Genomic DNA, 12,232 nt, shown 5'->3' with positions numbered 1-12,232 from the left:
ATTTTGTCTGAGTGCTAACGATAGTGGCTAACTTGATTGTAAAACGCGGGTAAAAAAATCGAGCCATTGCGGGCTCGATTTTTACGTTATTTGTGTTCTGCACGCCAGATACTGAAGCTAGTGCGCAACCTTTTCATAAAGTTCGCATCGGAATAAACCAACACATTAGAGCGGTAGACGCCCACCACGACCCAAGTAAAGCCGATCAAGAAAATCACGCTAACGCCTAGTGACGCCCAAGCCATTGCAAAGCCGGCGTGGCCTAACGCCAATTGCACTGGCATCACGGTTGCATTGATAAATGGGACGAAGCTTGTGATCCGCAACAATGGCGAATCCCCGGTCTGCGCCATAAAGGACAACATGTAACCCGCCAAGCCTAACATGGAAATCGGCATCACCGCGGTATTGACTTGTTCTTGATTGGAAACCAACGAGCCAGTCAACGCTGCAAGCACTGCGTATGTCATCACCCCGACCACAAAGAACAACACGGCGATCAAAGTGGTTTGTGATGCTAACACAGAAAAATCAATTTGTTTGAGCAGCGACTTCACAAAATCTAACTTTGCCAACCACACCCAACCGATGGCTCCGGCAATCACATAGGCCACGATTTGGGTGAGCAGTAACAAAAACATCCCCGCTAACTTCCCGAAGAATTGCGTCGTCGCCGACACGCTGGACAATAGAATTTCCATGATCCGCGAGCCTTTTTCCGTCGCAATTTCTTGGGCCAGCATCGAACCATAAACCATGGTGATCATCAAAATAAAGACGGTCAGCACCCCAGCAAAGGCTTTATTCACTGCGGCAGTGGTATCATTTTTGGCGACTTGCTTGCCGTTTTCGATCGCCACGGTGCGCTTGGTGACTTTAGCTGGAGCTAGTAAAGCAGTCAACGCTTCAGGCGCAAGTTTCAAACTGGCTGCTGTTTGTTGTAATTTTAGTTGTGATAAGGTTGCGGTCAACGTGCTGGTATCCACGTTATTATCCGCATTACTACGCTCCACATACTTCGCTGAGATCTTCGGTTTCGTCGTCACCGTTAAAATGCCATCGATTTTCTCATTGGTCAGTGCTTTTTCTGCGGAAGTTTGCGTCGTACCCGCTTCAAATTTGATATTTGAATCTGAGGTTTTAAGAATCGCTTTGCTCAACAACCCTTTGGCAGGTGCTTGGGTGTTTACGATCACCACCGCCACTTTTGCCGGTTGGACATTTTGTGACACGAAATAGCCGATCAACCCTGCGATCCCGACAAAAATCAGCGGCGACAACACGAGAAACAACCACGACCCACTGCGGACATTTTTCTTATAGACCTGTCCGCATACCACCCAAAATTTATGCATGTGCGGCACCTGCTTTCGTGCGGAAAATTTCATCCAACGTCGGCGGCTGCTGGCGAAATTCTGGAATGTATCCGTTAGCCGTCGCCTGAGCGAAAATGCGCTGGCCGACTTCAGGATCGGCCAAAGTCAATTCAAACTCATTACCATGCGCGACCAGTTTCTCCACGCCATCAAATTCCCGCAACTGTTCCGCAGACAAACCAGATTCAATATACAATTTCGTGCGGCCAAAGCTTTCGCGAATCGCATCCACTGTCCCGTTCAACACCATTTGGCCATTTTTCAACATTACCAAATGATCAGAAATCGCTTCGACGTTGCCCATATCATGACTCGAATAAATGATCGCCGAGCCGGAATCACGCAACATTTCGATTCCTGATTGCAAGACTGACGCGTTGACTGGATCCAAACCGGAAAACGGTTCATCTAAAATCACCAGCTTCGGCATATGGATCAACGTGGCGATCAGTTGCACTTTTTGTTGATTGCCTTTGGACAAGTCTTTGACTTTATCCGTCGGCTTGCCTTTCACTTGAAAGCGGTCGAGCCATTCGGGAATTTGGGCTTTGACATCAGCAGCTTTCATCCCGCGCAATCGTGCAAAATACGTGATTTGATCGGCAACTTTCATTTTCGGATACAAGCCACGCTCTTCTGGCAAGTACCCGATGACATCATAGTCTTTAGCTGTTAACGGATGCCCATTCCAGCGAATCGCACCACTATCAGGCGTCAAAAAATTTAAGATCATGCGAAACGTGGTGGTTTTGCCGGCCCCGTTTTGCCCGATCAAGCCCATGATCTCGCCTGGTTTAATGGTAAAGCTTTCGTGATCGACGGCAGTCATCGACCCAAAGGTTTTCACCAAGTGCTCCACTTCTAACATTTTCCCAACCCCTTTACCCCATATCATACCAAATGTAACCGCACACAAACAGTCACAAAATCAAAGCATGTGTGCAACCTATTTAGATATTTATTTAAATAGATAATAGCATCTACTTAGAAAAAAGTCTAATTAGTTTTTGATCAAAGATTCCCTCTTGAAACCGTGCACAACCAACCAGAAAATGATATATTAAAATCATTCTTGCTTGGGAGGTTTCTTATGCATATTTATTTTGCCAATGGGTTATTTTCACGCGCAGATTACGACTTCAATGCGCGCTTGGTCAAACGCTTGCGACTCGCGTCAGGCGCGTTAGATATTTATTTGCCGCAAGAAAACGCCGCGATCAATGATAAGAATGCTTACGCCGATTCCACCATGATCGCACAGGCCGACACCCAAGAAGTGTTGCGCTCTGATTTAATGATCGCCATCCTCGATGGACCAGTGATCGATGCCGGCGTCGCCAGCGAAATCGGCGTGGCTTATGCCAAACAGATCCCAATTTTCGGATTGTATACTGACAGTCGCCAACAAGGCGCGATGAACCCTCAAAAGCTCACCGCCTTGCAAAACGTTGCCGAAAATCAATTCCACTATTTAAACTTGTATACCACCGGCTTGATCAAACTCAACGGAGAGATCTTCAATTCTGAAGAAGACTTGATCAAAGCGGTTTTAGCCAAAGCCTAACCAAAAGTGGCGCCTCACAATAAATGTGAGACGCCACTTTTTTATGCTTTCGGTCGTGAATCATAGGCACGCTTAGATTTATATCCCGCTTTAAACACGATTTTCATCGCGTCGATGTGCTTCAGCTTCGTGCTTTCACTTGCCACCCCGAAAATGAATCGCGCCCATTCGCGCTGGTAGCCTGGCGTCAGCGCATCAAAGAAGCTTTGCAGCTCAGCGTCATCGGCCAATAATTCTGAAACTCTTGGAATATCAACAGCATATTCAGCTAATGGTTTTTGACTCATCTTGGTCACCTCAAATTCAGTATAGCAAAAAGCGACGCCTTTTCAGCCGTCGCTTCTGTCCATTTTATTGGTCGCCTTTGTGAATCATCATTTTCACATCTTCCCCTTTGCCTGCTTCGCCTTCTTGTTCCAGCAAAGCCCGCAACGGGATCAGCGCTTGCGCTGAATATTTCTCAACAAAGGCATCAACAGCGGCTGGGTCTTGGGTTTGCTTATCCAACACCAATTGTTCCACTGGAATTGGCCGCAAGTCAGTGACTTTGACATCGATCACCACAGGGCCTTTAGCTTTCAACGCTGCAGCAAACGCCGCATGCAATTCTGCCAGCGTGTGCACTTCAAAGCCTTGCGCCCCAAGTGCCGTTGCGGCATCCCCGTAGTCGGCGTCGATCAAATCAACCCCAGAGTGTGGTTGCTTAGTGTCATCTTGTTCCGCTTCGATAAAGCCCAGGGATTCGTTGGTCAATACCACGTTGATGATTGGCAAATTGTACTTCACTTGGGTCAAAATGTCTTGCATCACCATGGCAAACCCGCCATCACCAGAAATTGACCATACTTGGCGACTTGGGTATGCGGACTTAGCGCCAATGGCTGCTGGCAGGGCATAGCCCATTGTTGCATACCAGCCAGAAGTCGTGAACTTCTGTTGTTGGTCAGCTTTTAAGAACCGCATGCCGTCGATGGTAACATTCCCCACGTCCACTTGGAAAATCGCATTTGGCAGTGCCGCATCATTGATCGCTTTGAAAACTGGTTCGATGCGCAACGGCGTACTGTTGTCGTCATCAAAGCTGGCGATCCAATCCCACCAGTTCTTGTGGTTGGCCAACGCCGCGCGATACCACGCACTTTCTGGTAATGGATCAGAGCGGTCTAACAACGCTTGGATCGTCTTTTTGGCATCCGCTAAAATCGCCACGTCCACATGATGGCGACGCCCTAACTTGCTAGAATCGATATCCACTTGAATGTACTTGGCATCTGGGGCAATAAAGTAAGGTTGGAATGGGAAGTCAGACCCCAAGAACAACACCGCATCTGCTGCCCGGGCAGTTTCAACCCCAGGCTTGGATGCCACCCGGCCTGCAGAGCCCATGTTGCCGATATAACTATCTGGCACCACGCCTTTGGCCAATGCCGTCACCACGATTGGTGCATGGAGTTTTTCAGATAAGGCGATGATTTGATCCTTCGCACCGCGCGCGCCATTGCCGACATATAAAATCGGATGCTTGGCGGCGTTCATGATCTTCAACGCTTCATCGACTCGGTTCAAGTCTGGTTCTGGCAAAATCGGATCTTGATACAACGGCGCACTGGAAACATAATCATCTTCAATTTCCGTCCAGCCTAAGTCTTTTGGAATCGTGATCACCGCAACGCCTTTATGCGCATAGGCTTGGCGAATCGCTTCATCAACCACGGCTGGCATTTGTTTGGCAGTCATCACGGTGCGGTTATACACGGACACGTCAGCAAACATCGGGTTTTCGTTCATTTCTTGGAAGTACGCGGTGTTCATCGCACTGGTTGGGACTTGCCCGACTAATGCCAAAACTGGCACATGGTCATATTGCGCATCATACAACCCATTGAGCAAATGCACCGCCCCAGGGCCAGCCGAACCAAAAGTGACCCCGATTTTACCGGTGACCTTGGCTTCACCCACTGCGGCCAACGCCCCGACTTCTTCATGCCGTACTTGGACATAATTCAGCGTGGCTTTGCGATTATGCAAGGCGTTCATGGTGGAGTCAAATGACCCGCCTGGTAACCCATAAATATTCTTCACGCCCCAAGATTCGATAACCTTCAACATTGCGTCGGATGCATTAATTTTTGCCATGAGCTCGTCCTCCAACTTTCTTTTAATAAGTATCTACAACAACAGTATATCGTAACGCTTACAAAATACAAGTGGTGTCCGGCGAATTCCTTATGCCAATTTAAGCATATCATGAAACCGCCATCATCGTCGAGTTTTAGGCAATGGCATCGTTGTGCTTTTCAAAACAATTCGAACGCCAAAACCGTTTTGAAAAACACTGGACGTAAAAAAACAGGACATCCGAAGATATCCTGCATTTTAAACCAAATTATTTGGCAGCTTGTAATTCCTTGATGCGATCTTGCGTACCAGCAAGTTTGGCTTGGGCATCCGCCAACTTGGCCTTTTGTTCGTCAATAACTTCAGCTGGTGCTTGGGCTAAGAAGCCTTGGTTGCCGAGCTTCTTTTCAAAGCGGGCAATTTCTTGATCAAGCTTCTTTTCTGCCTTAGTCAACTTAGCGATTTCTTCGTCTAAGTCGATCAATTCAGCCAGTGGCACGTAGATCGTGGCGCCGTTGATGACAGCAGAGGCAGCCAACGCTGGGGTATCGAGGTCTGTGCCGACTTCAAATTCCTTGGCGTGCACGAAGCGGTTGATGAATTCAAAGTTGTTTTCAAAAATCGGCTTCAAGTCAGCGTCTTGCAACTTCACTTGAATATCGATTTCGTTTGCCATTGGAGCGTTGACATCAGTGCGGATCCCACGCACGGCCCGGATTAATTCGATCAAGGCTTGCATTTGCTTGATGGCATCTGCGTTTTCGAATTCTTTGTGCGTCACAGGATATGAAGCGACCACAATGGATTCGCCGATATGTGGCATGGTCAACCAGATCTTTTCAGTCACGAATGGCATAATTGGGTGCAATAAGCGCAGCACTTGATCTAAGACATAGCGTAAGTTGATGCGCTTGGCAGCCTTGGCTGCTTCATCTTCGCCATACAAGACTTCCTTGGCCATTTCGATGTACCAGTCAGCCAATTCGTTCCAGATGAAGTTGTACAAATCACGTTCAGCTTCCCCAAATTCGAACTTGTCGAACTTAGCGGTGACACTTTCAATGGTTTCGTTCAAACGCGCGAAGATCCATTGATCAGATAAATCAAAGGTACTTGGATCTGGTTGCGCGTCGGCCTTGGTATCTTCAAGGTTCATCAAAACAAAACGCGACATATTCCAGATCTTGTTGATGAAGTTCCAAGAAGCGCCGATTGCTTTCCATGAGAAACGTGTATCTTGACCAGGAGTGGACCCGTTAACTAAGAACCAACGCAAAGCGTCAGCGCCGTACTTTTCAATAACATCCATTGGATCGATGCCGTTGCCCAAGGACTTAGACATCTTGCGGCCTTGTTCATCACGGATCAAGCCGTGGATCAAGGTGTTCTTGAATGGGCGTTGGCCGGTGAATTCCAAACCTTGGAAAATCATCCGGGCTACCCAGAAAGGAATGATGTCATAGCCGGTTACTAAAGTATCCGTTGGGTAGTAGCGCTTGTAGTCAGGCGCATCCGTATCAGGCCAGCCCATCGTGGAAAATGGCCACAAGGCAGAACTGAACCAAGTATCCAAAACATCTGGATCTTGTTCCCAGTTTTCAGCATCTTTTGGTGCTTCCATGCCGACATACATTTCACCAGTCGTCTTGTTGTACCACGCAGGAATACGATGACCCCACCACAGTTGACGCGAGATGACCCAGTCATGGATGTTGTTCATCCAGTTTAAGAAAGTATGTTCAAAGCGTTCTGGTACAAAGTTGACTTTGTTGTCGCCTTCTTGGTTTTTGATGGAAGCTTCAGCAAGTGGCTTCATCTTGACGAACCATTGGGTGGACAAGCGGGCTTCAACTTGAACGCCGGTACGTTCGGAGTGACCAACACTGTGGACAATCGGGACGATCTTCAACAAGTCACCAGAAGCTTTCAAGTCGTTGACCAAGTTTTCACGGCATTCGAAGCGATCTTGGCCTTGATACTTGCCGGCGTTTTCGTTCATGGTGCCATCATCGTTCATACAGTTGATGCGTTCCAAGTTGTGACGATTCCCAACTTGGAAGTCATTAGGGTCATGGGCTGGGGTGATCTTAACGGCCCCAGTCCCAAACTCAGGATCGGCATGGATATCGCCGATGATCGGAATTTCGCGACCGACGATCGGCACGATGACGTTTTTGCCGATCATGTCTTTGTAGCGTTCATCTGATGGGTTGACCGCCACGGCAGTATCCCCAAACATGGTTTCAGGACGGGTGGTGGCAATTTCAATGCCACCAGGCGTGCCGTCAGCGAACTTATAAGTCATGTGGTAAAAGGCACCTTTATCATCTTCATGGATAACTTCGATGTCAGATAAGGCGGTACGGGCTTGCGGATCCCAGTTGACGATATATTCGCCGCGATAGATCAAGTCTTTGTTGTACAAGTCAACGAAGACTTTGCGCACAGCTTTGGATAAGCCATCATCCAAGGTGAAGCGTTCACGGGAGTAATCCAAGGATAAGCCCATTTTGCCCCATTGTTGCTTGATGGTTGCGGCAAATTCGTCTTTCCATTCCCAAACTTTTTCGACAAACTTTTCGCGGCCGAGGTCATAGCGCGTGATGCCTTCTTTGCGCAGCTTGGCTTCAACTTTGGCTTGGGTGGCGATGCCGGCATGGTCCATCCCTGGCAACCACAAGGTGTCAAAGCCTTGCATCCGCTTTTGCCGGATCAACATGTCTTGCAACGTGGTGTCCCAAGCATGGCCTAAATGTAACTTCCCAGTGACATTTGGCGGTGGGATGACAATACTATAAGGTTTGGCTTTCTTGTCGCCTGATGGTTTGAAAACGCCTTGTTCCAACCACTTATCATAGCGGCCAGCTTCGACGGCTTGAGGGTCGAATTTTGGGGCTAATTCTTCTTTCATGGATAGATCCTCCAATTATTTTTGTGAACAAAAAAACTCGTCCTAATAATTAGGACGAGTTGACTCGCGGTGCCACCTAAATTGAGAAAAAAATTTCTCCACTTAAAACCGATAACGGACGGTGCCGGTCAGCCTTACTGCATTCAGGATGACAGCTCACAAGCTACACATGAAAATTGGCTTATCGACTCACACCACCCGTCGACTCGCTGAAAACCCAACTTTCACGCCTCTTGTTCATTGCGTTACTCGCATTATAAGCTTGGAAGTTGGTTGCCGTCAACGAATTTTATGCTTTTTGTTTTTGGTGGGCCACATATAACAGGCTTTGTAATTCTGAGGTGAGATCGATATAGCGGATCGTGGTCGTCGGTTTGCAAGCGACCGGTTGCGGGGCAAAGGTCATGATCGCGGTGATTCCTGCGGCTTCAAGTTGGGGGATCACACTTGCTTGACTGGAACTTGGCACCGCCACGATCGCAGTATGCACGCCTTTAGGCAAGCGCTGCTTCAATTCGGCAAACGAATAAATCGGAATATCGCCGATGCTGGTGTTGATTTTTGCCGGGTCATGGTCAAACGCGATCACGATATCGAGATCTGGATTGCGCCGAAAATTGTTTTCGATCAAAGCCGCGCCTAACCCGCCGACGCCGATCAACGCGATATCTTCAGGCGATTGCACTTGCAACAGCTGGCCGAATTCTTCCACCAACGTCGCCACGCTATACCCGTACCCACTTTTGCCCAGTTCTCCAAAACTCGAAAAATCACGTCTGATCGTCGCCGAAGGAATATGAATGATCTCCGCCAACTTATCCGAGCGCACGCGGCGAATGCCTTGCTGCTGCATTTGTTGAGCCGCTCGATAATACAATGGGATCCGCCTGATCGTCGCCTTCGACACTTTTGTTTTTGCGTCGAGCATAACGCCACCTCCAAAGTGTGTTCATTCATTCACATATTAGGATATCACGCGCCTTGTGAAAAATCAAACATAAAATCGTTTACAACCGCGTCGTGGCAACTTCTTGAAGCAAAATAAAAAGCACTGAACGCATTTGCTCAGTGCTTGGCAGCTTCACTTCAACGTGCTGGCAAACTTTGCCATCGCGACTTGAACTTGGGCTTGCTTATCTGGCTTCACGATTGCGAGCAGTTGATCTTTCAGTTCATCAAACGCTGCATGATCAAACGTTCCGGATTGCATCTGACCAAAAGCACCAAACAATAAGTGCTTGGCTTGATCTTGCTGACCCTCTTGGACTGCATCTAAGAAAAATTGGAGAAATTGTTCTTGGCCTTCATGCATGGTGATAACCCCCAGCGGATATATTTTTGCCTAGTATACACCAAACTAGCGCGGCATGACTGGCACATTTTGAATGGTCCAAACCAAGACGCCATTGAAGTCTTGTTGACTGGTCAAGTTTGTCACCTGATCTGCGGATAGACTCAACGTCGGATTGGAAATTGCCAAATTGAGTGGCATGTCTTGTCCACTACGATTTTCTTGAACTGTTTGCACCGAGCCGTTTGCAATCACTGATACTGACGTATTCCGTAAAGCAAAATTAATTGTAGGATTTATCTGCGTATTGCCGCTGGTCCAAGGCGCCATTGAGAGCATCAAGCTTTGACCATTGGGTAAGGTGCCAGACAAATTTAACGCGCCCAGCCCTTTAATGGCAGAAGCATCAGTCCCTAGTTGATAGACAAACTGCCAGGCCCCACTGGTTGCGAGGTTGGCAGTCGACCCAGTTGAGCCGCCAGTTGAATCATTCTTCTTGGTTTCAACTGCAGCCTGGTTCTTAGTCGATAACGAATTCTTTAATGCGGTATATTCCGTATCACTCAACCCTTGCAAAGCCGATGCAGAAAGTTTGGACACATCAAAATCATCAGAGGCTAAGATTTCCTTGAAGCCTTCATATTGTCCTTGACCAGTCGCGTAATTCACCAAGGCGACCAAACTGTCAGTATCCAATTGTGCCGCAACATTGTTCAAAACAACGGCACTCAAGCTTTTGCCGACATTGGCGGCAATCGCTGCAGTCACCATGTCATTGGCCACTGTATCTGGCAAAACCGTGGTACTCCCATTGCCTGAAACTTTCAACAGCACGTCCAATGTATTACGATCTGTAGAATTGATTTGATTGTTTCCGCTAAGATCGATGTTCCCATCATCACCAGGGCCAGCCAACCAGTTGCCGTTATTCCAATCGATCGTGATCAATGAATTAGAAGCCAAATTCACATTTCGCGTTTGATTCCCAATATTCATCAACAATTGAGAATCCAACGACGTCAGCCCTTCATAAGAAAGGTCCCAAGTCTCGACGGTGCTTGAATGCAACGTGTTGGAGTAAAACGAATAATACCCCCAGCCAGACGTCCCAACGGCAGGACCGAAGTTGTTGTACCCTAAATCTAATTCCGTCAGACTTTTCATATCATCCGTACGAAACATTGCCAGCATCTTGATGCGAATCGCCGGATCTGAGACTTGACTGACGATCCCAGTTAAGTCGATCGTTTTGGCATCTGTCGCGCACATCAACAAAGCCATCATTTTGTTAAAAATGGGCAGATCAGCTGCACTGTATGCAGCGTGGCCATAGTTGGCCGGGATGCCATCAGCCAGCATCTTCGGCCCGGTGTAGTTGTTGCTTTGGTTTTCAGACATATCTTGGTACAAAATCATGTCTTTGGTTTCGACTTGGTTGTCACTTGACGTCTTCAACCCAGCAAACCATGCGGCAACCGTTGCGTTTGTACTGCTGGTATACGTACCATCTGCATTTTGTTTACGATTAGCCAAAGATACCGTTTGCCATTGCGAAATATTGCCAACCGTTACCGAAGTCGCGGACACACTCGGCGTATTCCCGTTAGCATCTAAAGAGTTTTTGATCATAACGCCCACCACTTCTTGGGGTAAACCGAGATCACCGACTAAGGTTTCATTTTGATAATCGGTATCTGCGTGAGCTTGTTGCGGTTCGACAAAAAGGCTTCCCGCAATGAAGACGAGCAGCGTCGATAGCACGATGAATAAGTGTTTGCGCAGTGCATTCATTGAGGAAGCCTCCTTTTATTATTTATCTGATTTGTTTTTTAAATCAGCAACTTGTTTTTCCAGGTCTGCGAGTTTTTGGGAAGATTGCTTGCGCCGCATAAAGATCACGATCAACAAGAAAATGATTAACAACAGCAAGACAACGCCGACTACGATTGCGATGATGTAGGACTTCGGCATACCATTGTGAACCTTCGCCGCCGCTTTGGTCAACTTGGCTGCTTGTGTCTGCGTGATCTTGACAGTTTTACTGGTGTTTGTCCGATATTGATAGTGATTACCATGTCCGTCAGCGTAGGCCCCAGTCGATGACTTGCCCCAATAAGCAGTCGTGTTCACTTGATAATCGTCAGCTTTAACCTTGGTGCCTAAAGCTAAAGTTTGATATAGCTTGGAGTTTGGGGCCATTTGGGCATCCGCTAACCGCAACGTCTTGGTTTTGCCGCTTGGCGTTTTAATCGTGGTGATGGCTTCAATGTGGTTGGCAAACGCTGCGGTGGTGTTGCGAACTTGCGCTTGGATTTGGTTGACTTGTTTGATCCGGCCAGATGTGATCGTCCCGATTTCCAGCTTTGGCGCTAAAATCGTGCTGGAATTTCGGGCGAGTACCGCAACGGTGTAGGCATACTTGTTCACGACCCCCAGTTTTCCAGAAGTCGCAGTCGCTTGATTAGCTGGCGTGAACACTAAACCACCGACCATAACGCCAGAGAAGCTGGTCGAAGGCATCGTTAACGTTGCCGAGTAAGTTTTACTCCCTTTGGGCGGCACCGTAACTGACGAAGCGCCTTTTAAGGCAGTACCCATTTTGTGTTGCAAGGTGCGATCTGACGTATTAGAACCACCCGTGTAATCAACGATCCCAGAATTACTGGACGTGGCGGTGGTGGCTTGTACGTTAACTTTTATCGCGCTATTGGACGAATTGGTCAGCTTGACTTGCACTGGTGTTACTTGCCCAGCCTTCAAAAGCAAATCAAAATAGGTCACATTTTTATCGCGTTGATAAGTGGATTGAATTGGCTGCACCCCAAGCGCTGCCGTCGAAGCGGCATGAACTGGTTGTGCACTTGCTAATCCAAATATGATAAAAAGCAGCGCAATCATGAGCTGCTTTAAAGTTTGATTTTTACCCGCGTTTTACAATCAAGTTAGCCACTATCGTTAGCACTCAGACAAAA

At 47.7% G+C, this 12,232-nt stretch carries 10 protein-coding genes and 1 other annotated feature; of the genes, 1 reads left to right on the top strand and 9 read right to left on the bottom strand.

Annotation, left to right across the window (positions count from 1 at the left end):
• Nucleotides 1–86: 86 nt before the first annotated feature.
• Both FD01_RS02105 and FD01_RS02100 read right to left on the bottom strand, forming a co-directional pair.
• A complete protein-coding gene (locus tag FD01_RS02105; protein ID WP_054718272.1) occupies nucleotides 87–1,355 on the bottom strand; it encodes an ABC transporter permease in 1,269 nt (422 codons plus the stop codon).
• Nucleotides 1,348–2,244 carry an ABC transporter ATP-binding protein gene (locus tag FD01_RS02100; protein ID WP_056962435.1) on the bottom strand — a complete coding sequence of 299 codons (897 nt, stop codon included), beginning with the start codon at nucleotides 2,242–2,244 and terminating at the stop codon, nucleotides 1,348–1,350. The genes FD01_RS02105 and FD01_RS02100 overlap by 8 nt, the downstream gene beginning before the upstream one ends.
• A 222-nt stretch (nucleotides 2,245–2,466) precedes the next feature.
• On the opposite strand from FD01_RS02100, the gene FD01_RS02095 reads away from it, so the two are divergent.
• Entirely contained in the window at nucleotides 2,467–2,940 is a 474-nt protein-coding gene (locus FD01_RS02095) for a nucleoside 2-deoxyribosyltransferase (protein WP_054718275.1), read from the top strand.
• 41 nt (nucleotides 2,941–2,981) lie between these two features.
• Here the strand turns inward: FD01_RS02095 and FD01_RS02090 are convergent, their stop codons facing one another.
• From FD01_RS02090 to FD01_RS02060, 7 genes are all read right to left on the bottom strand, one after another.
• Nucleotides 2,982–3,227, bottom strand: a complete 246-nt coding sequence (locus FD01_RS02090) for a YdeI/OmpD-associated family protein (protein WP_054718277.1) — start codon at nucleotides 3,225–3,227, stop codon at nucleotides 2,982–2,984.
• Between the two features lie 64 nt (nucleotides 3,228–3,291).
• Entirely contained in the window at nucleotides 3,292–5,076 is a 1,785-nt protein-coding gene (gene spxB / locus FD01_RS02085; RefSeq protein ID WP_056962434.1) for a pyruvate oxidase, read from the bottom strand.
• Nucleotides 5,077–5,326: 250 nt separating this feature from the next.
• Entirely contained in the window at nucleotides 5,327–7,969 is a 2,643-nt protein-coding gene (locus FD01_RS02080) for a valine--tRNA ligase (protein ID WP_056962433.1), read from the bottom strand.
• A gap of 47 nt (nucleotides 7,970–8,016) precedes the next feature.
• Nucleotides 8,017–8,219 (bottom strand) — a binding site (T-box leader).
• 39 nt (nucleotides 8,220–8,258) lie between these two features.
• Nucleotides 8,259–8,897, bottom strand: a complete 639-nt coding sequence (locus FD01_RS02075; RefSeq protein ID WP_056962432.1) for a redox-sensing transcriptional repressor Rex — start codon at nucleotides 8,895–8,897, stop codon at nucleotides 8,259–8,261.
• 153 nt (nucleotides 8,898–9,050) lie between these two features.
• Nucleotides 9,051–9,281 carry a hypothetical protein gene (locus FD01_RS02070; RefSeq protein ID WP_054718281.1) on the bottom strand — a complete coding sequence of 77 codons (231 nt, stop codon included), beginning with the start codon at nucleotides 9,279–9,281 and terminating at the stop codon, nucleotides 9,051–9,053.
• A gap of 45 nt (nucleotides 9,282–9,326) precedes the next feature.
• Nucleotides 9,327–11,051: a hypothetical protein gene (locus FD01_RS02065; RefSeq protein WP_056962431.1), complete on the bottom strand. Its 1,725-nt coding sequence runs from the start codon at nucleotides 11,049–11,051 to the stop codon at nucleotides 9,327–9,329.
• 18 nt (nucleotides 11,052–11,069) lie between these two features.
• Nucleotides 11,070–12,080, bottom strand: a complete 1,011-nt coding sequence (locus FD01_RS02060) for a DUF916 domain-containing protein (protein ID WP_162257331.1) — start codon at nucleotides 12,078–12,080, stop codon at nucleotides 11,070–11,072.
• Nucleotides 12,081–12,232 lie beyond the last annotated feature (152 nt).

Source organism: Lacticaseibacillus manihotivorans DSM 13343 = JCM 12514 (assembly GCF_001435035.1).
Lineage (GTDB): Bacteria > Bacillota > Bacilli > Lactobacillales > Lactobacillaceae > Lacticaseibacillus > Lacticaseibacillus manihotivorans.
Note: the sequence above shows the minus strand (reverse complement) of the source record. Positions and strands in the feature narration are given on the sequence as shown.